This is a genomic window from Halopseudomonas formosensis (assembly GCF_900115905.1).
GTDB lineage: Bacteria > Pseudomonadota > Gammaproteobacteria > Pseudomonadales > Pseudomonadaceae > Halopseudomonas > Halopseudomonas formosensis.
Genome location: NZ_FOYD01000012.1, coordinates 1 through 25,057 on the forward strand (window position 1 = coordinate 1; position 25,057 = coordinate 25,057).

23 protein-coding genes are annotated in these 25,057 nt (G+C 58.8%); 14 read left to right on the forward strand and 9 right to left on the reverse strand.

The window, feature by feature from the left end:
* Both BM046_RS13730 and BM046_RS13735 read right to left on the reverse strand, forming a co-directional pair.
* Positions 1-208 (reverse strand): hypothetical protein (locus tag BM046_RS13730; RefSeq protein ID WP_143084203.1); only part of this gene is annotated, 208 nt, incomplete at its 3' end.
* A gap of 234 nt (positions 209-442) precedes the next feature.
* Positions 443-1,744: a serine hydrolase domain-containing protein gene (locus tag BM046_RS13735; protein ID WP_090540449.1), complete on the reverse strand. Its 1,302-nt coding sequence runs from the start codon at positions 1,742-1,744 to the stop codon at positions 443-445.
* A 225-nt stretch (positions 1,745-1,969) separates the two neighbouring features.
* Between BM046_RS13735 and BM046_RS13740 the strand changes: the two genes are divergently transcribed.
* The 7 genes from BM046_RS13740 to BM046_RS13770 all read left to right on the forward strand — a co-directional run bounded on the left by BM046_RS13740 (position 1,970) and on the right by BM046_RS13770 (position 9,173).
* A complete protein-coding gene (locus tag BM046_RS13740) occupies positions 1,970-2,299 on the forward strand; it encodes a hypothetical protein (RefSeq protein WP_090540451.1) in 330 nt (109 codons plus the stop codon).
* Between the two features lie 437 nt (positions 2,300-2,736).
* The gene (locus BM046_RS13745) at positions 2,737-3,228 is read left to right on the forward strand and encodes a GspH/FimT family pseudopilin (protein WP_090540453.1); all 492 of its coding nucleotides are present in this window, start codon (positions 2,737-2,739) and stop codon (positions 3,226-3,228) included.
* Positions 3,225-3,743 carry a type IV pilus modification protein PilV gene (gene pilV, locus BM046_RS13750; protein ID WP_090540457.1) on the forward strand — a complete coding sequence of 173 codons (519 nt, stop codon included), beginning with the start codon at positions 3,225-3,227 and terminating at the stop codon, positions 3,741-3,743. Before BM046_RS13745 ends, pilV begins: the two co-directional genes overlap by 4 nt.
* Before the next feature lie 17 nt (positions 3,744-3,760).
* A complete protein-coding gene (locus tag BM046_RS13755) occupies positions 3,761-4,498 on the forward strand; it encodes a PilW family protein (RefSeq protein WP_090540595.1) in 738 nt (245 codons plus the stop codon).
* Positions 4,499-4,501: 3 nt separating this feature from the next.
* Complete coding sequence (locus tag BM046_RS13760) at positions 4,502-5,083, forward strand: PilX N-terminal domain-containing pilus assembly protein (protein ID WP_090540458.1); 582 nt, start codon at positions 4,502-4,504, stop codon at positions 5,081-5,083.
* 17 nt (positions 5,084-5,100) lie between these two features.
* Positions 5,101-8,760 (forward strand): pilus assembly protein, encoded by a 3,660-nt coding sequence (locus BM046_RS13765; protein WP_090540460.1) that lies wholly within the window; start codon positions 5,101-5,103, stop codon positions 8,758-8,760.
* On the forward strand, positions 8,757-9,173 hold the full coding sequence (locus BM046_RS13770) for a type IV pilin protein (RefSeq protein ID WP_328586353.1): 417 nt from the start codon (positions 8,757-8,759) through the stop codon (positions 9,171-9,173). The genes BM046_RS13765 and BM046_RS13770 overlap by 4 nt, the downstream gene beginning before the upstream one ends.
* Before the next feature lie 149 nt (positions 9,174-9,322).
* On the opposite strand, the gene BM046_RS13775 is transcribed toward BM046_RS13770, so the two are convergent.
* On the reverse strand, positions 9,323-10,978 hold the full coding sequence (locus tag BM046_RS13775) for a PglL family O-oligosaccharyltransferase (RefSeq protein WP_090540462.1): 1,656 nt from the start codon (positions 10,976-10,978) through the stop codon (positions 9,323-9,325).
* A gap of 67 nt (positions 10,979-11,045) precedes the next feature.
* A complete protein-coding gene (locus tag BM046_RS16435) occupies positions 11,046-11,462 on the reverse strand; it encodes a pilin (protein WP_090540464.1) in 417 nt (138 codons plus the stop codon).
* A 369-nt stretch (positions 11,463-11,831) separates the two neighbouring features.
* On the opposite strand from BM046_RS16435, the gene pilB reads away from it, so the two are divergent.
* From pilB to BM046_RS13815, 7 genes are all read left to right on the forward strand, one after another.
* Positions 11,832-13,541 (forward strand): type IV-A pilus assembly ATPase PilB, encoded by a 1,710-nt coding sequence (gene pilB / locus BM046_RS13785; RefSeq protein WP_090540466.1) that lies wholly within the window; start codon positions 11,832-11,834, stop codon positions 13,539-13,541.
* 3 nt (positions 13,542-13,544) lie between these two features.
* Entirely contained in the window at positions 13,545-14,816 is a 1,272-nt protein-coding gene (locus BM046_RS13790) for a type II secretion system F family protein (protein WP_090540468.1), read from the forward strand.
* Positions 14,817-14,819: 3 nt separating this feature from the next.
* Complete coding sequence (locus BM046_RS13795) at positions 14,820-15,692, forward strand: prepilin peptidase (RefSeq protein ID WP_090540470.1); 873 nt, start codon at positions 14,820-14,822, stop codon at positions 15,690-15,692.
* A gap of 328 nt (positions 15,693-16,020) precedes the next feature.
* Complete coding sequence (coaE, locus tag BM046_RS13800) at positions 16,021-16,638, forward strand: dephospho-CoA kinase (protein ID WP_090540472.1); 618 nt, start codon at positions 16,021-16,023, stop codon at positions 16,636-16,638.
* Between the two features lie 2 nt (positions 16,639-16,640).
* Complete coding sequence (yacG, locus tag BM046_RS13805; RefSeq protein WP_090540474.1) at positions 16,641-16,829, forward strand: DNA gyrase inhibitor YacG; 189 nt, start codon at positions 16,641-16,643, stop codon at positions 16,827-16,829.
* Between the two features lie 79 nt (positions 16,830-16,908).
* On the forward strand, positions 16,909-17,115 hold the full coding sequence (locus BM046_RS13810) for a toxin-antitoxin system, antitoxin component, Xre family protein (RefSeq protein ID WP_090540599.1): 207 nt from the start codon (positions 16,909-16,911) through the stop codon (positions 17,113-17,115).
* A gap of 60 nt (positions 17,116-17,175) precedes the next feature.
* On the forward strand, positions 17,176-18,195 hold the full coding sequence (locus BM046_RS13815) for a Nudix family hydrolase (RefSeq protein WP_090540477.1): 1,020 nt from the start codon (positions 17,176-17,178) through the stop codon (positions 18,193-18,195).
* 356 nt (positions 18,196-18,551) lie between these two features.
* Here BM046_RS13815 and ispH read toward each other — a convergent pair whose 3' ends face one another.
* From ispH to ribF, 5 genes are all read right to left on the reverse strand, one after another.
* On the reverse strand, positions 18,552-19,499 hold the full coding sequence (gene ispH, locus BM046_RS13820) for a 4-hydroxy-3-methylbut-2-enyl diphosphate reductase (RefSeq protein WP_090540479.1): 948 nt from the start codon (positions 19,497-19,499) through the stop codon (positions 18,552-18,554).
* Positions 19,500-19,548: 49 nt separating this feature from the next.
* Positions 19,549-19,989 carry an FKBP-type peptidyl-prolyl cis-trans isomerase gene (gene fkpB / locus BM046_RS13825; RefSeq protein WP_090540481.1) on the reverse strand — a complete coding sequence of 147 codons (441 nt, stop codon included), beginning with the start codon at positions 19,987-19,989 and terminating at the stop codon, positions 19,549-19,551.
* Between the two features lie 191 nt (positions 19,990-20,180).
* Complete coding sequence (lspA, locus tag BM046_RS13830; protein ID WP_090540483.1) at positions 20,181-20,690, reverse strand: signal peptidase II; 510 nt, start codon at positions 20,688-20,690, stop codon at positions 20,181-20,183.
* Positions 20,683-23,514 (reverse strand): isoleucine--tRNA ligase, encoded by a 2,832-nt coding sequence (ileS, locus tag BM046_RS13835; RefSeq protein WP_090540485.1) that lies wholly within the window; start codon positions 23,512-23,514, stop codon positions 20,683-20,685. The genes lspA and ileS overlap by 8 nt, the downstream gene beginning before the upstream one ends.
* A gap of 9 nt (positions 23,515-23,523) precedes the next feature.
* Positions 23,524-24,462 (reverse strand): bifunctional riboflavin kinase/FAD synthetase, encoded by a 939-nt coding sequence (ribF, locus tag BM046_RS13840; protein ID WP_090540487.1) that lies wholly within the window; start codon positions 24,460-24,462, stop codon positions 23,524-23,526.
* Between the last annotated feature and the right edge of the window lie 595 nt (positions 24,463-25,057).

Here is a 25,057-nt window from a genome sequence, read left to right on the forward strand (position 1 = left end):
CCTCGCCTTCGCCATGCTGAATACCCAGCCAGGCATTGCGCTGCAGCAGGGCCTCCAGATCCAGGTCCGGCTGGTCACTGACCAGCTGCAGTTCGATGCGGTAGCACTGGCTGATGGCTTCGTGAGCGCGGAACGACAGCACCCGGAAGTCGTGCTCGAGGCCGGGCAGGTCCAGGGTGAAGTGGGCTTCATTGGCGGGGGAGAACATCCGCAGGTCCTTGTTCAGTAACGGTATTGCCGTTACAGCGAACTACGGCCCGGGCATTATTCCCTATCGCGTCACCGCTCGCTGTGAGCGAGTCGGCATTATGAACAGTCGGCTGCCAATCAGCGGCAGACCGCGTGCTGCATTTTCACCCCGGGCAGGGGCTACTGCATAGTGCGCCGCGGCAAGGGGCAGACCATTGGCCCGCCCCTCACGCCCCTCCGACTGAAAGCCAGCCTAACGCAACAGATCCGCCAGCGCCGCCATGGCCGGAATGGTGTAGGGCATGGTCTGGCCGCTGCTGGCAATCGGGTGGGACGACAGCCGCACCATCACCAGACCCACCGCCGGATTGATATGAATCATCTGACCATGGACACCCATTGCCTCGAAGGCGCCGTCAGGGTTGTGACTGATCCACCACTGGTTGCGGTAGGAATAGCCCGGCTGATAATCCCGCCCCGCCGCCTTGAACGCCTCCCGGTCGGCCCCCTCACGGATAGTGCGGATCACCTCGGGACTGACTACCTGATGACCATTGAACTTGCCTTCCAGACGCACCATCTCGGCAAAGCGGGCCAGATCACGCAGGGTGACGTTGAAACCGGCGCCCGCCCATTCCGCACCCTTGGCGTCCAGCAACATGTAGCCATCCTGCTCGGCACCCAGCTTGCTCCAGATCCGCTGTTCGATCAGCGCTGCGGTCGACAGCCCCGTTACCCGGCGCAGAATCCAGCCAAGCACCTCGGTATGAGTAGTGCGGTAGCGGAAGGCAACGCCGTGTTCATCCGGCCCCGCGCCTATGGTGGGCAGATAGCTGTAGAGATCCCTGGCCCCGGCATAGTCCTGGGGCACCGGTGCCATGCCAGCCGCCAGGGAATACTTGACCACATCCGAGTTGCGATCGGCATAGACCTCGCTGTAATCGATATCTGCGGTCATGTTCAGCACCTGCTGCACAGTCGCGCCCTTCCAGCCGCTCTCCGCCAACTCGGGCACATAGCTGGTAACCAGCGCCTCCGGGTCCAGCGCGCCCTCGGCGATCAGCTGGGTGGCCAGCAGGCCCACCACGGATTTGGTCACCGACCAGAGAATATGCGGCTCGCTCTCATCCACCCCCGGCTCATACTGCTCGAACAGCACCTTGCCGTGCTGCATGATCAGCACGCCGTCCACGTAGGTCTCATCCAGATACTGCTGGAAGGTCATCTCCCGACCCTCCGGCCCGGTGAAGGTCAGACCGGCAATGCGCTGCTCCTGCCCCTCGGCACGGGGCAGAACGTAGACACCCTCATTCCCCCGGGCCACCCGGCGGGACGGAAAGAACTCGCGGGCGTGGTGGAAACTCCAGCGCGGGTTCGGGTAGGGCCGCATAAAGGAGGCCTGGGTAATCTGCTTGTCCGCCGCAGGAGGAAAGCCCTGCATCAGTTGCAGACGATCGGTACGCACCGACGCGGGATCGGGAAGCTCCACCGCACCAGCCTGGCCGGAAATCAGTAAGGAAGCCAAGGTCACCCCCAGTATTGTTGATCTGATCATGATGCCGCTCGCTGAATTCTTGTTATTGTTCGTCCAATCGAGACTATCCGTCCCGCCCGAATATCGCCAGCCTCAGCGCAGCAAATCGACCCGCTGAATGAAAGGCAATCTGGCACCATTGTGCTATACCAGTCTCAAGCATTTGTGCTTCAATTGCGCCGCGCCCAACCAAGAGAACCCAACCGCCCACCCGGGTAACCTGTCTGACCAAAAGGACTTATCCATATGCGCCTCTACCGACTGGCTCTTGCCGCCCTGATCATGCTGTTCGCCAGCACCGCCCTTGCCGCCGACTACTACGTGGACATCACCAACCGCACCGGCTACACCATCATGTACATGTACGTCAGCCCCGCCAAATCCAAGAGCTGGGAAGAAGACGTACTGGGCAATGACGTAATGCGCAACGGCACCACTCAAAGAGTCAACCTGCGCGGATACAACAGCCCCATCTTCGACATCCAGCTGAAGGACGAGGACGGTGACACCTATACCTTCTGGAAAGTCGACGTATCCCGCCAGGACATCACAGTCACCCTGGATGATCTGGACTGATCAGAGGCAGACACGAACACCCGCTCCTACCAAAAAACCGAATTCACCTCCGGACCGTAGGAGCACCCGCCCCGGGTGCGAATCAATGCCCACCCCTTCGCACCGGGCGGTCCCACGACCCCGCAGAGCCCCTACCAAAAAACCGAATCCCCCCGGACCGTAGGAGCACCCGCCCCGGGTGCGAATCAATGCCAACCCCCTTCGCACCAAGCGGTCCCACGACCCGGCAGTGCCCCTACCACAAAACCAAACTCCCCCCGTAACCGTAGGAGCACCCGCCCCGGGTGCGAACCATCCCTCCGCCCTCCACCCCCTTGAAATCACAATAAAAATTCCCGAAATGACGATTCGTCCCCGATAAACAACCGGTCATCGCGATAAACTCCATCTTGTCGGAAGGCCAACATATAGTGCAGGCACTGAAAGGAGGGTGACGGATGACTCGTGTTAAAGGATTTACCCTGATAGAGCTGATGGTGGTGCTGGCCATCCTCGCCATTGTGGCCTTCATAGCCGTGCCCAACCTGAGTACGCTGATAAGGGACAATCGCGCAGAGTCACAGGCCGAAGAGCTCAATGCACTCCTGCAATATGCTCGCAGTGAAGCCGTAATCCGCAAGATCGACACCTTCGTCATCATTGATGCCAGCACCGGTGTGGTCGAAGTGCGCGCAAATGCTGCAGGGGGCACCAAGCTCAGATCATCAACTCTGCAGACCGGCAACAATATAAGCCTCGACACAACGGCAGGGCAGCTCAGTTATCGCTTCAATGGAACTGCCACCCCGGCCAACTTCCGCGCAGTGATTTGCGTCGAGGGTAATGCCGCCACAGGGCGCTTAATTACCGTATCGGCCAGCGGCTCGACCGTTCTCCACCACAAAGGCAAAAACGCTGACGGCAATGCCCTGGGGAGTTGCTCTGTATGAAACACATGAATAACCGCGGCTTCAGCCTGCTTGAAGTGCTGATCACAGTCCTTCTCATAACCATCGGCTTGCTGGGCATGCTGGGCATGCAAGGCAGGGCCATCCAGTACTCTATAGACTCCGTCGAACGCACCCATGCTGCTACCCTCGCCAACGAGCTTCTGGAAATTATCCGGGCGACACCCGGTGGCATTCTGGAGAACAACTCCCCCTTCCTGTTCAACTCTCTCCCGGCCAGCGCCAGCGGAACCTGCCTTGAAATAGATCAGGACGATTTGCTTGAGGATCAGGTGGGCTGCTGGGCCAGAAAAGCGCGCAACCTCCTACCCGGCGCTGACACTTTGGGCGCCCATTTCCGCGCCTGTATTTCAAGTACCCCCGGTGTCTGTGACCCTGATGGCGCAGCCCTGGAGGTCCGCCTCGCCTGGGACGCCTCTGGTGAGGGCTGTCTGGATGCCAGTGCCGATGAGCTTGGGAACACCTTGTGCACCTTTACTTTCAGAACACAGATATGAGCAGGGAGCCTTCCACCATGAATAGCCAAAAGGGTCTGTCCTTGATCGAGCTGATGGTAGCCCTGGTCCTGAGCTCGCTGCTCATTCTGGGTATTACTCAGGTCTATATTGACAACAAGAGAAACTACGTTTTTCAGCAAGGTCAATCGGACAATATAGAAAGTGCTCGTTATGCGATTCTGCTTCTTGAAGAAGAGCTTTATAGAGCCGGCTATCGTACCCGCCCTGACCGGACAGCGAGCGAAGTATTCCGTCCCGCCACAGAGGGGGACTGCTCGTTTGGCCGGGGTGAGACCCTAAACTTCGACGTTGAAGATCAGCGCATCTGTCTGAGATATCAGCCAGCCCTACCGACAATGACGGTTTGCTCTGGCGAGGTGGTCAACGGCAGTGCTGCCCCCTACTCCTCTGTCGACCCTGTGACAGTTGAACTACAGGTAGCCAACAACTCACTGTTCTGTAACGGCAGCCCGCTGATCGCAAACATGGCCGATATAAAGCTGAGCTTTGGAGTCAGCGAAGATGAGGGCATCAGAGACACCCAGAAGTTTACTGATGCGCCGGATGACGGTGAAGTGATTCGCTCGGTACGTTATGCCGTGCTCCTGAAAAGCCGCTCCCTGAGCCTCGCCGATAGCACCGTCAATCCGGTCTATCGCGATTGGCGCGCCAAATGGTATTCCGAAAACAACGCTACCGCCCCTGACAGAGCGCTGTATCTGGCTGTCGAGAACACGGTCACCCTGAGGAATTAAGTTATGAAGAACCTCACATACTCCGAAACAGGCAAACAAAGGGGCGCCGTGTTGGTTGTCGCGCTCGTTTTCCTGCTCATCCTCACCACACTGGCAGTCACCAATATGCGTGAAGTGGCTCTGGATTCCCGCATTACCAGCAACATGGTCGATCAACGCAACCTGTTCAATGCCGCTGAAGCAGGACTGAAGGATGCCGAATACCGAACAATCGGCACTCTGATCCCCATCCCGGGAAGATACGGTCCGGAGGCAGCACTGAGGCCACTCAATGCCGTAAGCACCTGCACGAACGCGGTTACCGCGCCTTGTCTGTTGAATATGCAGCCCCAGTACGGCCAGGACTTTGATACCGCCGGGCACTTCAAGTCCTACTCACCCGACGAGACGACAACTTTCAATGAATCCATTAACTGGTACGCACTCCCTGCACCGGGCGGTGCAAGCGAAGGGGAAGCCGAAAATCCCGAATACGGGAACATGCTGCTGGGTCTCGGAACATTCCGCTACGAGGTAAACAGCAACGCCGTCAGAAACGACAGCGAGACCCGTCTGCGCGGCACCGTTTTCCGTATCTACAACTGAATCAAGGACAGCAAGCCATGAAGCCTTTTTCACTTGTTAGTCAAACATTATTCAGCGCTGGATTCTTCAGCCTGCTCTGCTTTAGCGGTATCAACCACGCCGCAGTCAGTCAGCAGCCACTGATGCTGATCGAGTCAGTAGCCCCCAACCTGATTTTCACACTGGATAGTTCCGGTAGTATGAACTGGGCTTTTGTGCCAGACAGCATGGGTGTGAACGACAGTAATCTGCGAAATACCCGGCGGGTCAAATCATCCACCTTCAACCCTCTTTACTACAATCCAGAAGTTAGCTATCAGCTGCCTGTAAAAATCAACAGTGATGGCACAGTTGCCGACCCTGGCTATAGCACAAGCTTTAAAAAAGCGTACCATAATGGCTACCAGCCTGGCCGAGGGTCAGTAGACCTCAGCAAAAACTACAAAGTTACTTGGAACTGGTATATCGATGCCAGCCGCAACTATGACTATAATGACTACACAAGTTATTCTGCCCCAACTGGTAGAGTTTACAATCTGGCAGAGAATCCCAGCAGCGACTTCTACATATCCGGCCACAACGGATTTGACAAGCGTAAAAGCGGAGTCCCTGCGTACTACTACGTCTATGACACCACCCAGTGCAGTACAAACAAGAACATTGATAACGACAACTGCTATCGCAAGGTAGATGTCGGACCGAGCGAGCAAGAAAACTTTGCCATCTGGTACTCGTTTTATCGTACCCGCGCATTGGCTACCCTGACCGCTGCCAACCTGGCCTTTAACGACCTGCCGTCGTCCATTCGATTTACGTGGCAGGACCTTGCAAATTGCACCCTGAACAGCAGTAACTGCCAGAACAACTACCTCAGAACCTACACAGCTCGCCACAAGGGTAACTTCTTCAAGTGGCTCAGCGATGTAAAGTTCGATACCGGGACGCCGCTCCGGCAAGCCCTGGATAATGCTGGAAAGCTATTGCAAACCAGTGACGCCTGGGCCTACAACCCTAACCCTATAACTAATAATGGCGGCAGAGGCAGCACCGTCCAATCGCCGGAGTATGCGTGCCGGCCAGCGTTCCATGTAATGATGTCAGACGGGATGTGGAACGGTGCTGATGGCAGTCCGAGTGGAACTTTCCGGCATGACGGTGCCAGCTTCACACTACCTGGCATTGGCCAATATAATGGCCAGCGCCCGTACAAAGACAGTACAAATAACACTCTCGCCGACCTGGCCATGCACTATTGGGCCACCGACCTCAGGCCCACCCTGGCTAATGACCTGAAGCCTTTCATGCCCTACAAAGGAGCAGGTGAAAACTGGGATCCCAGAAACAACCCGGCCACTTGGCAGCACATGGTTAACTACACCATGGGTCTTGGGTTGAGCCAGAGCCTCAAACAGAGCGGTCTGGAATGGGACGGCAATACCTTCACCGGGGGCTATGAGAACCTGCTCAGCGGAACAAAAAACTGGCCTGCTGCCAGTGAAAGCAGTAGCAATAACGTCTACGACCTCTGGCACGCAGCAATCAACTCACGTGGAGAGTTTTTCAGCGTTGAGCGTCCGGAAGACATGATCAAGGCGTTCAACGACATCATCAACCGCATTGCCGAGCGTACTGCAACGGCCGCAGCTGCCGGTGCGACCACCTCGGTCACGGCGAACGATGAAAACGATAACTTCAGTTTCACTACTGAAAACCGGGCATTCTTCCCCGAGTTCAACAGTGAAGACTGGTCCGGGGACGTCAAACACGCGATTATTACCCGAAACCTTGATGGCACCTATACGCGCACTCAGAAGTGGTCTGCCCGCACAGCGATCGATGCTCAAGGTAGCCGGAATATCTATATGGGTGGCGGCGCTGGGGCAACCGGCCTGATCGAGTTTACCTACTCGAACTTGCCCTCTGATATCAAAACCATCTTCAACCGCAACCCTGACAGCCTGAGCAATACAGCCGATAACAGAGGCGCAGATCGCGTGGCCTATCTGAGAGGCGCACGTGATAAGGAAGGCAACGCTGACAACCAGTTCCGGCGCCGCAGCTCCGTGCTCGGGGATATCATCAATGCCACCCCGGTAGTCCTTGGTGCTCCTGAGTACCTGCCCTATCTGGCCGACCGCATTGACGGAAATCCAGGCGACTATCTCGCATTCCAGCAAGAACACAAGAACCGCCCGGAACTCATCTATGTCGGCGCCAACGACGGTATGCTGCACGCTCTTTCTACCGCTGACGGCCGCGAAGTTTTTGCATTCGTTCCGAAAGCGGTACTGGAAAACATGCCAAGACTGACCGGACAGAGCTACAAGGGTGGCGGGCACCGCTTCTATGTCGACGGCACCCCTGTCATCCGCGACGTATATATCAATGGTCAGTGGAGAACGGTACTGGTAGGCACCTTGAAAGCAGGAGGCCGATCCATTTTTGCCCTCGATATCACCGATCCGGGCCCGGAGGGTGGTGGCGTAAAACTGCTGTGGGAAATCACCAACGAGGATGAAGGATATGAAAACCTCGGTTACAGCTTTCCCGAGCCGGAAATTGTTCGCCTGCACAGCGGCGAATGGGCAGTCCTGCAAGGCAATGGCTACGACAGCGCTGAAGACGTCGCCTCGCTATTCATTATCAATATCGCTGATGGCAGCCTGATCAAGGAACTGGTTGTAGACGAGGGCCTGAATGGTGCGAACGGACTGTCCAGTGTCAGAGGCGCGGACAACAACGGCGATGGTCTGGTTGATTATGCCTATGCAGGGGATCTGCAGGGCAATCTCTGGCGCTTTGACCTGGTCAAGACCACCAATCAGAACATCAGCGGCGACCCCTTCAGTCGTGATAACCAGACCAACGTTACGGCAAACAACTACGTAGTCTCCTATGGAGGCAACCCGCTGTACAAGGCCAGGTATTCCGGTGGCCAGGTACAGGCCATCACTTCCCCGCCCTCATTGGTACGTCACCCCACGCGTTTGGGGTATCTGGTCCTTTTTGGAACCGGCAAGTACTTCGAGAACGACGATGCCGCACCGGATACCACAAAGGCAAACAGCGTATACGGTATCTGGGACAGGCTGACTAAAGCCCAGACAGGCAGCCGCCCAACCAACCTGACCCGCGCAAACCTGCAGGCACAGGATATCATTGAGGAGACTGTTACCAGCTTCTCGAATGACGGCGGCAGCAACGTTAGCTGGAACCTGCGCTACATCACAGACAACCCTGTCCAGTGGTACCCCGAGGGCACTGCCGAAGCTGACGAAGCCGATAACAGCAGTGTTCAGAAATGGGGCTGGTACGTCGACCTAGAAGTTGGTAACAGCAAGGAAGGCGAAATGATGATTCAGCGTATGTCAGCACGGGGCGATACACTCCTGTTCGGCACCCTGACACCCAATTCAGACCCTTGTGCCGATGGTGCAACCTATTGGGCCTATGCGATCAACGCCCATACCGGCGCCCGCACCAAGCACGCCACATTCGACTTCAACCGGGATGGCAGGCACAACCTGCAGGATACCAGGGACGGCACTGCTCCCAGTGGCTACTTTACTCGGTCGCCCATCACCCTGACCCGGGACGGCAGTGTTATTGACGTAGAAGGCGTTGTAGGCTTCGCACCCGCAGCCAGAACTCATGGCCGTGAAACATGGAACGCTATGCCGTTGGAGGTAGAGGAATGAGCCTGATCAACATGTGCAGGTCACGCGGTTTTACACTGATCGAGGTGATGATAGTCGTAGCAATAATCGGCATCCTGGCTGCCGTCGCCCTGCCCAGCTACCGCGAGCATGTGCTGCGCGGTAACAGGGCAGAGGGTCAAGCCATGCTGGTCGCAGCTGCAGCCCGTCAAGAGCGTTACCGAGCCCAGAATGGCGCCTACGCAACTTCTGTCGCGGACCTTTATGGTGGCAGCCATTCTTCTGAAACAGGCAAGTACAACCTCACGGTCGCCCAAGGTGGAAATGATGATGGCGGTTATTTACTGACTGGCACCCAGACGTTTGGGGATACTGGCTGCGGCAACCTCACACTTAATGGCGTGGGTGACAAGGGAGCCAGTGGAAGCAAAACAGTGGAAGACTGTTGGAAGTAAAAATTGGCGAGCGTTACCGGCACCCTTAAACGGTAGCGCTCGCAGCTAACAACACGAAATTTTCTTTTTTGACCGTCACCCCAATCACTGCGCGCTATCACTCTTGATGGCATAGCATGAGCCTAATGCTTTTCTGCACTGATTATTGATCACCTTATCGGGCAACTATAACGCTGATCCCTTGGGGAAATGCCCAAACGCGACTCAACCTGCTCCCTGCTCACCTCGTACTCTTTATTACCATACAGAGCGCGAATGAGAACAAGCTGCTGGTAAGCCATATCGACACAGCCGTTCTCTACCAGATTCAAGGCATAGAAATTCAATAGATAATGGTTGGGGTAGCGATGCGCCGTTTTGCCTATAAAATCCAGTTCAGCGCTGGACAGACCAGGCCGTACTTCCATTCTGAATACCTTGACCATCGCCTCAATCTGATCAACAACCAGGACTTGAGGCAATACTCGGTTCTCCTCTTTCGGAATGACCTTGACCGACTCCAGACGCACCTGACGGTACTCATTTTCTAGTTGGACATACTCATATATGGCCCGTCCGCCAAGCAGAGCAAGAGTCAGCACCATTGCTACCCCCAACCAACGAGGCATGCTGGCCAACGGTTTTTCAACCTCACTGGAAACTCGACCAAGCAGCAATCCTGCCGGCATCAGGAAGAAGGCATACTCCAATGGATACTCAAGCATGCCGTGAATCAGGAGACAGAAGAACGCCATCAGCACGAAGAAAGCTGATGGCGTGCGCAGTCGTGAACAGAGCCTGAATATCCAGATGCCCAGCGCAACAATAATCCCAGCACCCAGAATCGGGCCGTTCCAGAGAATGATATCCAGCAGCAGATTGTGGGTCTGGGAGGCTCGCAGACCCAGTAGATAATCAGGTGCAACTGCCAGTTGCGCCAGAGCGACCTGAGTCCAGCCGTAACCCCATACCCCACCCTGCAGTATCGCAGCCGTAAACATCTGATACAGCTCCAGTCTCTGCGCCTGCTTGACTCGATCAAGCAAGTCGGGGCTGGTCAGGAGAAGCCATTCCGACACTAGCGGCAGGCTCGCCACGAAGCAGGTCAACAAGCCCACTCCCAGCACCGCAGCCCCGAAACGGGTTCTGAACCTTATGGCGCGCCCGGCGTACGCCATGAAACCGAGAAAAAACAGCGCCACCACCCAGGAGGTTCTGGATTGCGCCAGCGCGATACCGAATAACAGCACAACAACCAATAGCGCGGTAACGGCCTTGCCGATCACTCTACGCTCGTAGAAATAAAGTGCACCACATACCGCCATGCATAACAGACTGGCAAAGTTGTTTGGCTGGGCCATGTTGCCACTGGGCCTGCGACCGACAATATCAATCCCCCACACACCCGCAGGCTGATAGAGCCACTGACGGGTAGCCAGGATCAGAGACAGAATGGCGCCAATAATCAGGCTTGCAAATAACCAGTCCAGCAGACGCTGCTGCCCCTGCCGTGCCTCTGCTGAGTTGTAACCAACCAGAAATGCCAGGCAAAAACTCGATAGATAAATAAAGCTGATCCAGGCATCGCCCCAGAACCGGACCAGCCCGGTCCACGCCTGGATCAGGGGAATAAGCAGGACAAAGAAAAACACCGGTACTATGGGTGGGAAGTACAGCCTGTCCCGCAGCGAAAAATACAGCGCCAGTATCAGTACTGACATGATTGCCAGCGCATCCTGAAAGGCAGTCATCCAGGGCGCATAATGATGGGGAAGCAGCCAAGATAAGGCAAGGCTAGAAAATGAAATAGCTATCAGCAAACGCATTGTATAATTCACAAAAAAGGCACCCACAATCAATATGACTGAGGATGCCTTCTTTATACAGGCGTATTTAGTTCTTACAACCGGAGGGGATGAACTTCTCTTCCAGAGAACCGCTACACACCCACTTCTCTATCTGACCAGTAGTGCTCAGTGTAGGAGTAATAGTCATCGTTTCCCCATCCAGAACACCTCCTGTGAAAGTGGCGGTGATTACCCCTGCGCCTGCAGTCTCAACCTTCGACACATATTTCCCTTTCAGGCTACTGATGCCCGCAACCGTAACACTGGACAGCCCACCCTGTTCAGCAGCTTGCACAGCAATATCCGCCCGCACACCAGCAGTCAGAGTCAAAGCTTCAGATGCCTGAGCACGACCGGTATAGTCCTGATAAGCTGGCAGTGCGATAGCAGCCAGAATACCAATGATCGCAACCACGATCATCAATTCAATAAGGGTAAAACCTTTCTGCATTTGAGCTTTCATTTCTCAACTCCGTTTGGTTTTTAGATAGCCGTTGGGCTGACGAAACCAAAGCAGGAATCGTGCCAAAAAGTGATGAGGTGCCCGGCCAGCCCTCTCAGGCTGCGATTTTCTCCGGAGATGGACAGTGGCAGTCTCACAGAAGAAGCTTTAGAGAGCTCAACGGGCCAGATCAGGCCGACCAGCATCGGCAAAAGGTGACACTTTTTGTCAGCCTGATAGCCACACTGTCGTCGAGCAGGTGCTCGCCAACCCGGCACAGCTGCACTCGGGGCTGAATGTGTGCTTTGTAGGCAAGTGGGTTGCTGTACTATAGTCGGCATAATCAGTGTGGGCATGATGCCCCTAACCGGATCGAGATTGACCTTGCCTATGGATACGCCCGTTCTTTCCGGCCTGGCCCGGAGAATTGTTCAGGAAGAACTGCTGGATGCACAAACCGCTGGAAAGGCCAGCAAACAGGCCAGCCAGGACAAGATTCCTCTTATTACCTATCTGGTGCAGAACAAGCTGGCCAAGGCCCGTGATCTGGCGCTGGTCTGCGCCGAGGAGTTTGGCTACCCCTTTCTTGATCTGACCGCGCTGGACCGGGACAGCCAGCCTGAGGTGAATCTGGTCAGTGAAAAGCTGATCCGCCAGCACTCGGTGCTGCCTTTATACAAGCGCGGTAATCGCCTGTTTCTTGCCCTTTCAGACCCTACCAATCAGCAAGCCCTGAGTGATATCCAGTTCAACACCGGCCTGATGACCGATGCGGTGGTTGTTGAAGATGACAAGCTGCGCATCGCTATCGATAAGTATCTGGACAGTGCCGGCAATTCCGGCTTTGGCGAGATGGAAGACGCCGATCTGGATGGCCTTGACGTGGAAGCGGTCGTTGATGACGACAAGCGCAGTGACAGCGGCCAGGATACTGAAGATGCTCCTGTCGTCCGTTTCATCAACAAGATGCTACTGGACGCTGTGAAGAAAGGTTCATCAGACCTGCATTTCGAGCCCTATGAAAAGATGTACCGCATACGCTTCAGAACGGACGGCGTGTTGCACGAAGCCGCTCGGCCACCTGTTCAGCTCGGCACCAAGCTTGCTGCCCGCCTCAAGGTCATGTCCAACATGGACCTTGCCGAACGACGCAAGCCACAGGACGGACGGATCAAGCTGAAGATCTCCAAGAACAAGTCCATCGACTTCCGGGTCAACACCCTGCCCACCCTGTGGGGTGAGAAGGTCGTGCTGCGTATTCTGGACTCGGACAGCGCCAAGATGGGCATCGATGCCCTGGGCTATGAGGATGACCAGAAGCAGATGTACCTGGAGGCCTTGAACAAGCCCCAGGGCATGATTCTGGTGACCGGCCCTACCGGCTCGGGTAAGACGGTATCTTTGTATACCGGGCTCAATATCCTGAACACCATGGAACGGAACATTTCCACGGCAGAAGACCCGGTCGAAATCAACCTGGAAGGCATCAACCAGGTCAACGTCAACCCCAAGCAGGGTCTGGATTTTGCCCAGGCGCTGCGCGCCTTCCTTCGCCAGGACCCTGACGTGATCATGGTGGGTGAGATCCGAGACCTGGAAACGGCCGAGATCGCGATCAAGGCAGCACAGACCGGCCACATGGTGATGTCGACCCTGCACACCAACAGCGCGGCAGAGACGCTGACTCGTCTGCGCAATATGGGGGTCCCCTCCTTCAACATTGCTACCTCGGTCAACCTGATCATTGCCCAGCGACTTGCCCGCCGCCTGTGTTCTCACTGCAAAAAGCCCATGGATGTGCCACGCGAAACGTTGCTGGAAGAAGGCTTCACCGAGGAAAAAATTGCCAGCGGGTTAACGATTTACGGCCCGGTGGGTTGCGAAAATTGTCAGGACGGTTATAAAGGTCGAGTCGGGATCTATGAAGTCGTCAGGATCACGCCGGCCATGCAACGCATTATCATGGAAGACGGCAACTCCATTCAGATTTCCGACGTCGCCCAGAGTGAAGGATTCAGGAACCTGCGCCAGTCCGCCCTGATGAAGGTGGAACAGGGCGTCACCAGCCTGGCGGAAGTGAACCGAGTGACCAAGGATTAAGTCATGGCCCAGCAAGCAGCAGTGAAAAGGACTACCCGGCCCGCGGCCAAACCGGCTAAAAAGCCCAAGATCGAGAAAGTCTATCCGTTCAAATGGGAAGGTAAAGACCGGTCAGGTAACAAGGTCGCCGGTGAAATCCAAGGCACCAACCAGGCGCTGGTCAAAGCCCATCTGCGCAAGCAGGGCGTTCTTGTTACAAAGATCCATAAGAAGTCCACGCTTTTTGGCGGGCGTGCCAAGAAGATCACTCCCCTGGATATCGCCTTCTTCACCCGCCAGCTGGCAACCATGATGAGCTCGGGTGTTCCCATCGTGCAGTCCTTCGAGATCATTGCCGAAGGCACTTCGAACCCGAATTTCGCCAAGTTAATAAATGAAATCAAGACAGACGTGGCGGCCGGTAATACTCTGGCTGCCTCGCTGGCGAAGCATCCCCAGTACTTTGATGATCTGTTCTGCAGCCTCGTCGAGTCCGGCGAGCAATCGGGTCGTTTGGAAGCGCTGCTGGACAGGATCGCAACTTACAAGGAAAAAACCGAGGCTCTGAAGGCCAAGATCAAGAAGGCCATGACCTATCCGATCGCGGTCATTGTCGTCGCGGTCGTGGTTACAGCGATTCTATTGCTTAAGGTAGTCCCGCAGTTCAAGGAGGTATTCGCAAACTTCGGTGCTGACCTTCCGGGCTTTACGCTGATGGTGATCGGCTTGTCTGAGTGGCTGCAATCCTGGTGGTTTATCATTCTGATCGGGATCATTGTGATCGGATGGGCTTACACCCAGATCAATCGGAGATCAAAACCTTTCAGGGATGCTCAGGACCGCGCTCTTCTGAAGGCTCCCATTGTCGGCCAGATCGTCTATGAAGCTGCGGTTGCGCGCTATGCGCGAACACTCTCAACCACTTTTGCTGCAGGGGTGCCGCTGGTTCAGGCTCTGGATTCTGTGGCGGGTGCTGCAGGTAACGTGGTGTTCTACAACGCTGTCAATGACATCAAGCGTGACGTTTCTGCCGGTACTCAGCTCAACTTTGCCATGCGTACCACCAACGTCTTCCCAACCTTGGCAATTCAGATGGCGGGAATTGGCGAGGAGTCAGGTAACCTGGATGGCATGCTGGAGAAAGTGGCGGATTACTACGAGGCAGAGGTGGACAACAAGGTGGATAACCTGACTACCTTGCTTGAACCCATGATCATGTCCGTTCTCGGTGTTCTGATCGGAGGTCTGATCATCGCCATGTACCTGCCAATCTTCCAGCTGGGCGCCGTTGTCTGACCCATGAACCTAATTGAATATATGGCCAGCCACGTGCAGGCCTTTGCTTTGCTTTGCGTACTGCTGGGCCTGATCGTCGGCAGCTTTCTTAACGTAGTCATCCACCGTTTGCCGCTCATGATGGAACGGGACTGGAAACGGCAGGCTGAGGAAATACTGCATCCCGATGCCGTGCAGCCGGATCGCCCCACCTATAACCTGATTCTGCCCCACTCCCATTGCCCTCACTGTGACGCCGAGATCAAGCCCTGGCAGAATCTGCCGCTGATCAGCTATGCCTTGTTACGGGGCCGTTGCGGCAACTGTCGGGAGCGGATCAGTGTTCGCTATCCGTTGGTTGAATTGCTGACTGCGGTTCTGAGCGGTGTGGTGGCTTGGCAGTTTGGCTTCGGCTGGGAAGCAGGTGCGATGTTGCTGCTGACCTGGTCCCTGATCTCGCTGAGCCTGATTGACGCCGATACCCAGCTTTTGCCGGACTCCATCGTGCTGCCGATGCTGTGGCTGGGGCTGATCATCAACAGTACCGGTCTGTTTACGGACATCCATTCCGCGCTCTGGGGTGCGGTGTGCGGTTATCTGAGCCTGTGGACTGTGTACTGGGTGTTCAAGCTGGTCACTGGCAAGGAAGGCATGGGTTATGGCGACTTCAAGCTGCTGGCCATGCTCGGGGCTTGGGGTGGCTGGCAGGTGTTGCCGCTGACCATTCTGCTGTCTTCGCTGGTGGGTGCCGTGCTGGGCATCATCATTCTCAAGAGCCGTGGTGATTCCAATGCCACTCCCCTGCCCTTTGGACCCTATCTGGCGATAGCGGGGTGGATTGCCATTATCTGGGGGGATTGGATTACCGGGAGTTATCTGAGGTTTGCGGGGTTTTAGGGGGTTTGAGGTTTTTTGGGCCATCCTTCGCACCCGGGCGGTCCGGCGTCCCGGCGGGTGCTCCTACAACGGAGTTTGCCCGTAGGAGCACCGCCTCGGTGCGATTGGGTGTGCCGGCGACTCCGGCGCCGCCGGCGAGCGTTCGCACCCGGGGCGGGTGCTCCTACAGTAGGGGGGGGGGAGCCTCAGGTGCCCTGCAAGCGGCTCGACTCGTGTAGGAGCACCCGCCTCGGGTGCGAATGATGGGGATGCCGGTGCGCTACACCCCTGCCGTCCTTTCTCCGTATACTGACGCCCTTTGAACTGTGCAGGGCTGGTTGGTATCGCAATGACTTTTTCTGACAGACTTATCATCGGCCTGACCGGCGGCATTGGCAGTGGCAAGAGTGCTGCGGCGGCGCGGTTTGAGCAGGCGCATGGCATTCATGTGGTGGATGCGGACATCAAGTCCCGGGTGGTGGTGGAGCCTGGCCGGCCGGCGCTGCAGAAGATAGTTGATCGCTTTGGTGATGCGGTATTGCAGGAGGATGGCTCGCTCAATCGTGCAGCCCTGCGTGAGCGGGTGTTTCAGGTGCCGGATGAGCGGCGCTGGCTGGAGCAGTTGCTGCACCCGCTGATTCGCGAGGAGATCGTCACCGATCTGGCCTCGGCTCGCTCGCCCTACGCCCTGCTGGTCTCGCCCCTGCTGGTGGAGTCCGGCCAATACCAGATGACCCGGCGCGTGCTGGTGGTGGATGTGCCCGAGGCGTTGCAGATTGCCCGTACCACGGCGCGGGACAATGTGCCCGAGGAGCAGGTGCGCGCCATTCTGAAAGCGCAGGCCCAGCGCGAGGAGCGTCTGCGCCATGCCCACGATGTCATCGCGAATGACCGGGATCTGGCCGCGCTGCATGCGCAGGTCGATGCCCTGCACCAACAGTATCTGGCACTGGCACGAGGAGAATGATCATGACCAGAACAGTCGAATGCCCCACCTGCAAGGCGCCGGTTACCTGGGACGAGAGCTTTCCGGAGCGCCCCTTTTGCTCGCCCCGCTGCCGCCTGATCGATCTGGGCGCCTGGGCCGCCGAGGAGCATGTGATTCCGGGTGATGAGCTGGAGCAGGATGTGTTTTCCGAAGATGTGCCGAAGCAGTGAGCCCGGCATACCCAGCCTGTATGGGAAACCGTCTCGGAATCTCCTAAACTCAGACGACAGCATCTACGAGGTTAGCGATATGGATTCTCAGGTCCAGCACATAATCCGCAAGCTGGCGTTACTGACTCCCGAACACCGCGCCGAAGCCGAGGATTTCATCGATTTTCTGCGCCAGCGGCAAAGCAGATCAAACGACGCTCTAGCCCGCGACTTCACCTGCGCATCAGAAAAGTCCTTCGCTAAGGTCTGGGATAACGAAGAAGACGCCATCTACGATGACCTATAAGCCCGGCGATGTCGTGCTGGTTGGCTTTCCCCTCCCCTCCTGCATTTCCTGAGTAACTCCATGCGCCGTATTCACGTAATCGCTGCCGTCATCCGCGACGATCAGAACCGTATTCTGATTGCCAAACGTCCTGACCATGTTCATCAGGGTGGGCTGTGGGAGTTTCCCGGTGGCAAGCTGGAGGATGGTGAGCAGCGGTTTGATGGGCTGGTGCGGGAGCTGCGTGAGGAGCTGGGGGTTACTGTTACTCAAGCCCGGCCCCTGCTGGATATTCGTCATGACTACACGGACAAGTCGGTTCGCCTGGATGTGTGGTTGGTAACCGGTTTTGATGGTGAAGCCCACGGGGCGGAAGGCCAGCCGGTGCGCTGGGTGACGGCGGCTGGGCTGGATGAGTATGAGTTTCCTGCGGCCAATGCGCCTGTTGTGCGGGCGGCGCAGTTGCCCGAATGCTACCTGATCACCCCTGACATGAAGGATGAACAGGCGCTTTTTGCGGGTCTGCAACGGGCGAAGGACGCAGGTATTCGGCTTGTGCAGCTGCGCCAGACCCAGTTGTCGGGCAGTGCGTACCGTGGACTGGTTGAGCGGGTGTTGGAGCGGTTCGGGGCGGACTTTCGGTGGATGCTGAAAGGGGATGAGCCGCCGGAATGGCCGGGGGTGGGGTGGCATTTGACCGGGAGGCAGTTGCGGAAGATATGGGAGGAGCGGTGCGCTGCGGAGGCATCATTCGCGGCGGGGGCGCCGCTCCTACAAGGGTCTTCTCCTGGTGTAGGAGCGGTGCCCCCGGCGCGACGGGCTGCTTCTCTTTTTGCTGCGTCCTGCCATGATGCAGAGGAATTGGTCATGGCGGCGGAGCTGGGGGTGGATTTCGTCACCCTGTCCCCTGTGCTGCCCACACAGAGCCACCCCGGCGCTGCCCATTTGGGCTGGGAGCGCGCCAGGGAGCTGATCGACTCGGTGAACATGCCTGTGTACCTGTTGGGCGGGCTTGGGCCTCAGGAGCTGTCACAGGCGTTTGAGGCGGGGGCGCAGGGAGTGGCGGGGATTCGGCAGTTGTGGGACTTGGCTGGAGAGTGAGGGGTGGACGAGCTGGTGCTCGTCCTTCCCGGGGTTGCACCGGCTCGGGTTGGCGTAGCGCGGGTGCGCTGCGCCCCGGGGGTACACGCTGCCTGGGAACGTCGAGCCCACGGGCCGCGATCGAACTCGATGAGCTCGCCCCTCTCGGGCGTCGCAGCCTTGTAGGAGCACCCGCCCCGGGTGCGAACAGCGTAGTGTGCCTGGTGGCTCGATGGGCGAGTCCTCCTGCTGCACCGCGGACGAGCTGGTGCTCGTCCTTCCCGGGGCAGCGTTCCAAAACGACTCGATGAGGGAGCCTCGGCAACTCCGTGGACGAGCTGGTGCTCGTCCTTCCCGGGATATGCCTTGCACCCTGCTCAGTTGAGCTGCACTACCCGCAGTTCCTTGGGCATGCTGAAGACGATGTTCTCCTCGCGGCCGGCCAGTTCGGTGACGCTGTCGGCGCCGCTGTCGCGCAGATGCCGGATGACCTGCTGCACCAGTATGTCGGGCGCGGATGCGCCGGCGGTGACGCCTATGGTGCTGACACCCTCCAGCCACTCCGGACGAATCTCGTCGGCGCCGTCGATCAGGTAGGCGGGTGTGCCCATGCGGTCGGACAGTTCGCGCAGGCGGTTGGAGTTGGAGCTGTTGGGGCTGCCGACGACCAGTACCAGATCGCATTCGCCGGCCAGCTGCTTGACTGCGTCCTGGCGGTTCTGGGTGGCGTAGCAGATGTCGTCCTTGCGCGGGCCTTCGATGGCCGGGAAGTGCTTGCGCAGCGCGTCGATGACCCTGGCGGTGTCGTCCATGGACAGGGTGGTCTGGGTGACAAAGGCCAGGCGGTTGGGATCCTTCACCTGCAGACGGGCGACGTCGTCCTCGTTTTCCACCAGGTAGATGGTGCCGCCATTGCTGGTGTCGTACTGGCCCATGGTGCCTTCCACCTCCGGGTGTCCGGCGTGGCCGATCAGCACGCACTCGCGGCCGTCACGACTGTAGCGCAGTACTTCCATATGCACCTTGGTGACCAGCGGGCAGGTGGCGTCGAACACCTTGAGACCCCGTTCTGCGGCCTCGTCCTGCACGGCCTTGGAGACGCCGTGGGCGCTGAAGATGACGATGACGTCATCGGGGATCTCATGCAGCTCGTCAACAAACACCGCGCCGCGGCTGCGCAGGTCCTCTACGACGAACTTGTTGTGCACCACTTCATGGCGCACATAGATCGGTGGACCGAATACTTCCAGCGCTCGGTTGACGATTTCGATAGCCCGGTCGACGCCGGCACAGAAGCCGCGTGGATTGGCCAGTTTGATCTGCATGCTGTTCCTCGAATACTGGGATCTGGACAGGACGTCTGGTTACTCTACCTCAGACAGCCTTCACCGCAATGATTTCCACCTCGAAGGTGATGTCCTTGCCCGCCAGCGGGTGGTTGAAGTCGATCTCCACGGTGTTGTCATGGATGGCCTTGACCACGCCGGGCATTTCACCACCGGCGGCATCGCGGAAGATGATCAGCAGGCCGTGCTCCAGCTCCATGTCGCTGAACTGGTCACGGGGCATGGTCTGGATGTTCTGCGGGCTGCCGGGACCGAAGCCACGCTCGGGCTCGATCACGAAGCTGCGCTGGTCACCGGCCTTGAGTCCGAACAGGGACTGCTCGAAGCCGGGCAGCAGGCTGCCATCACCGACCTTGAAGGTGGCGGGTGCCTTGCCGGTGGTGGTGTCCACCACTTCGCCGCTGGGCAGCTTCAGGGTGAAGTGCAGGGTGACTTCGGTGTCGTGGCCAATTCGGATGATGTCGGTCATGTGTTTGTCTCGTTTTGCTTTGGTGGGGACTCATTGTCCCCCTGTTCCCAGCCCTTTACTCGCCCTCTGTTCTGCAGGAGCCGGGCCCTTGGGGCGAGGGTCTTCGCGCCGGGGGCGGCGCTCCTACAAAACCAAACCGCGCTCCCCAACCAAGCCTCGTTCCCACAACCCAGACCGCACCACACCCCGGCCTATGCTGCTGGAGCCCCGCCCTCGGCGCGATTGGGCCGGAACATGTCCACTATCAGCATCACCGCTCCCACCGTTATCGCACTGTCGGCAATATTGAACGCGGGGAAGTACCAGCTCTGGTGCCAGTGCACCAGGATGAAGTCCACCACGTGGCCATGCACTATGCGGTCGTACAGGTTGCCGAGGGCGCCGCCGAGGATCAGCGCCAGGGCGACTGACTCAAGCCATTTGCTGCGTGGCAGGCGGGCGAGCCAGACCAGCAGCAGGCCACTGACGCCCACCGCGATGGCGATGAAGAACCAGCGCTGCCAGCCGCCGGCGTCGGACAGGAAGCTGAACGCGGCGCCGGTGTTGTAGGCCAGGGTGAAGCTGAACAGGCCGTCGATTACCGGCACCTGCTGGTACAGGTCCAGGCTCGACTCGGCGACCCATTTGCTCAGCAGGTCCAGCGCGATGACTGCAACGCTGAGCAGAAGCCATACCAGTCCACTGCGGCGCAGATCAGGCATGCTTACGCACCTCGCCGGGGCCTTCGATGTTGGTTACGCAGCGGCCGCACAGTTCCGGGTGGTTGGCGTGGGTGCCGACGTCCGGCAGGAAGTGCCAGCAGCGCACGCATTTGCCATGGCCGGACTTGACGATGCTCAGCTTGAGGCCAGTAACGTCGGTGTCCACGGCGCCCTCGCCTGCTTCGGCCAGCGGTGCGACGCGTGCGGCGGAGGTGATGAGGACAAAGCGCAGTTCATCGCCGAGCTTGTTCAGGGTGGCGGTGAGCTGGTCGTCGGCGTACAGGGTGACTTCGGCCTGCAGGTTGCCGCCGATGACCTTGGCGTTGCGCAGGTTTTCCAGTTCCTTGTTGACGGCCATCTTCACCTCCAGCACCTGATCCCAGAAGGCGCGGTCCAGGGCGCTGCCCTCGGGCAGTGCGGTCAGACCTTCATACCAGGTGTTGAGCATGACCGACTCGTTGCGCTCGCCGGGCAGGTATTGCCAGATTTCCTCGGCAGTGAAGGCCAGGATGGGGGCAATCCAGCGCACCAGTGCTTCGGCGATGTGGTACATGGCGGTCTGGCAGGAGCGCCGTGCGGTGCTGTCGGCACCCGTGGTGTACTGGCGGTCCTTGATGATGTCCAGGTAGAAGGCGCCCAGCTCCTGCACGCAGAAGTTGTGCACCTTCTGGTAGACGTTCCAGAACTTGTAGGTGTCGTAGGCTTCGCTGATCTCCTGCTGTACCAGCAGCGCGCGGTCCACTGCCCAGCGGTCCAGGTCGAGCATCTGCTCGGGGGCCAGGGCGTCGCGGGCCGGGTCGAAACCGTTGAGGTTCGACAGCAGGAAGCGGGCGGTATTGCGGATACGGCGATAGGCGTCGGCAGTACGCTGCAGGATCTGCTTGGAGACGGCCATCTCGCCCGAATAATCGGTGGAGGATACCCACAGGCGCAGGATATCGGCACCCAGGCTGTCGTTGACTTCCTGGGGCGCAACCACGTTGCCCAGCGACTTGGACATCTTGCGGCCGTTCTCGTCGACCACGAACCCGTGGGTCAGCAGACCGCGGTAGGGCGCGTGGCCATCGATGGCGCAGGCGGTCAGCAGGGAGGAGTGGAACCAGCCGCGATGCTGGTCCGAGCCTTCCAGGTACAGATCGGCACGCGGGCCCTGCTCGTGACCCATGGGGTGCGAGCCGCGCATCACGTGCCAGTGGGTGGTCCCGGAGTCGAACCACACGTCCAGGGTGTCGCTGATCTTCTCGTACTGTTCGGCCTCGTCGCCCAGCAGTTCGGCCGCGTCCAGCTTGAACCAGGCTTCGATGCCTTCCTGCTCGACGCGCTTGGCGACTTCTTCCATCAGCTCGACGGTGCGCGGGTGCAGTTCGCCGCTCTCCTTGTGCAGGAAGAAGGGAATCGGCACGCCCCAGTTGCGCTGACGGGAGATACACCAGTCCGGACGACCGGCGATCATGCCGTGCAGACGGGCCTGACCCCAGGCCGGAACGAACTGGGTCTGCTCGATGGCATCCAGCGCGCGGGCACGCAGGGTGCTGCCGTCTCTGGCGACCTTGTCCATGCCGACGAACCACTGGGCGGTGGCCCGGTAGATCAGCGGGGTCTTGTGGCGCCAGCAGTGCATGTAGCTGTGCTGGATGGGTTCGTGCTTGAGCAGCGCGCCGACTTCGTCGAGCTTGGCGACGATGTTCGGGTTGGCCTTCCAGATGAACTGGCCGCCGAAGAACGGCAGGTCGCTGACGTAGACGCCGTTGCTCTGTACTGGGTTGAGAATGTCGTCGTTCTCCATGCCGTACGCCTTGCAGGTACGGAAGTCGTCCTCACCATAGGCGGGCGAGGAGTGAACGATACCCGTCCCGGCGCCGGTCTCCACATATTCGGCCAGGTAGACCGGAGAGAAGCGCTCGTAGAAGGGGTGGCGGAAGCGGATGTGCTCCAGCGCCCTGCCCTCGCAACGGGCGATGATGGCGCCCTGCAGGCCGTAACGCTGCAGGCAGGACTCGACCAGCTCCTCGGCCAGCACCAGCTGCTTCTCGCCGGTGTCGACCAGGGCATAGATGAAATCGGGGTGGACGTTCAGCGCCTGGTTGGCGGGAATGGTCCAGGGGGTGGTGGTCCAGATGACGATGCTGGTGGGCTTGCCCAGATTGCCCTGACCGAAGGCCGCGGCCAGCTTGTCGGCATCCTCGACGGCGAAGGCCACGTCGATGGCGTCGGACTTCTTGTCCTGGTATTCCACTTCCGCTTCGGCCAGGGCCGAGCCACAGTCGAAGCACCAGTTGACCGGCTTCAGGCCCTTGAACACGAAGCCGCCCTCGACCATCTTCGCCAGCGCGCGGATCTCGCCCGCTTCGTTGGGGAACTCCATGGTCTTGTAGGGGTTGTCCCAGTCGCCCAGCACGCCGAGGCGGATGAAGTCGGCCTTCTGCCCTTCGATCTGCTCGGCGGCGTAGTCACGGCAGCGTTCGCGGGTCTTGTCCGCGGGCTGGTTCTTGCCGTGGGTGGTTTCGACCTTGTGCTCGATCGGCAGGCCGTGGCAATCCCAGCCGGGCACATAGGGAGCGTCGAAGCCGGACAGGGTGCGCGAGCGCACGATCATGTCCTTGATGATCTTGTTCACCGCGTGACCGATGTGGATGCTGCCGTTGGCGTAGGGCGGGCCGTCGTGCAGGATGAACTGCGGGCGCCCTTTGCTGACCTCGCGGATTTTCTGGTAGAGACCGATGCTGTCCAGACGTTTCAGGGTTTCCGGCTCGCGGGTAGGCAGACCGGCTTTCATCGGGAAGTCGGTTGCGGGCAGGTTCAGCGTCGCTTTGTAATCAGTCATCGTCCTGGCTCACTTGTTCAATTCGGCGGCCCATTGGGCACGAGCGGTGTCGAAATCAGCCTTGATGGCGTCCTGCAAGGCCTGCAGCGAGTCGAAACGCTGTTCGTCACGCAGTTTTTCATGAAATACCACTGTGATGCGACGACCGTAAAGGTCGCCACTGAAGTCCAACAGGTGGACTTCCAGGTGCGGTCGGCCGTCGCCCTCTACGGTCGGGCGGGCGCCGATGTTGGCCACGCCCGGCTGGCGGACTCCATCCAGCTCGACGCTGACCCGGTAAACGCCGTTCAGCGGCGCCCGCAGACGCTTGAGCTGCACGTTGGCGGTCGGGGCGCCCAGCTGACGGCCGAGCTTCTGGCCATGCAGTACCCGGCCGGTGATGCTGAAGGGACGCCCCAGCAGCCGCTCGGCCTGGGCAAAGTCGCCATCGGCCAGCACCTGACGCACCCGGGTGCTGCTGACCCGCTCGCCGCTCTCCGCTACGGTACTGGCGGACTCAACGGTAAAGCCCTTGCGCTGGCCCCACTGCTTCAGGAGGTTGAAGTCACCGGCGCGATCACAACCGAAACGGAAGTCGTCACCAACCTCCAGATGCTGTACGCCGAGGCCATCGATCAAGACCTGCTGAATGAATTCGTCGGCACTGAGTTCGCGCAGGCGGCGGTTGAAGGCCAGGCACAGCACCCGGTCCACGCCCTGCTCTTCCAGCAGCGCCAGCTTGTCACGCAGACGGGTCAGGCGCGGCGGTGCGCTCTGCGGCGAGAAGTACTCACGCGGCTGGGGCTCGAATATCACCACGCAGCCGGGCAGCCCGACGCGGGTGGCATGGGCCCTGAGGCGCTTGAGAATGGCCTGATGACCGGCATGCACGCCGTCATAGTTACCAATTGTCGCCACGCACCCACGATAGCGGGAGCGCAGATTGTGCAGGCCGCGGACCAGTTCCATAAAGCTCGATAATGGCAGAGAAGTCAAAGCCGCCAAGTATACAGGGTTAGCAGGGGCGGCGTCATGGGGTAAGCCTTCGCCCCCGGCTGCACTCCTTGTACCTGGGCCATGCCCCACGTAGGAGCACCGCCCCCGGTGCGAACCGGGTTGCCGGCAACTCCGCCGCCGGCAGGCATTCGCACCCGAGGCGAGTGCTCCTACAGTGGGTTCGGGCTTCTCCGATATATTCTGCGTAGGAGCACCGCCCTCGGTGCGAAACGGGGTTGCCGGCAACTCCGCCGCCGGCTGGCATTCGCACCCGGGGCGGGTGCTCCTACGGTGGGCTCGGGCTTCTCCGATATGTTTCGTGTAGGAGCACCGCCCCGGTGCGAAACGGGTTTGCGACCACTCCGCCGCCGGCTGGCATTCGCACCCGGGGCGGGTGCTCCTACGGGGGGTTCGGGCTTCTCCGATATGTTTCGTGTAGGAGCACCGCCCTCGGTGCGAAACGGCGCAGCAGGCAGCTCCGCCCCCCCTACTCTGCGGACGAGCTAGTGCTCGTCCCTCCCAGGCACGTAGCGCGGGTGCGCTACATACAAGAGGTGACTTGGCTTGC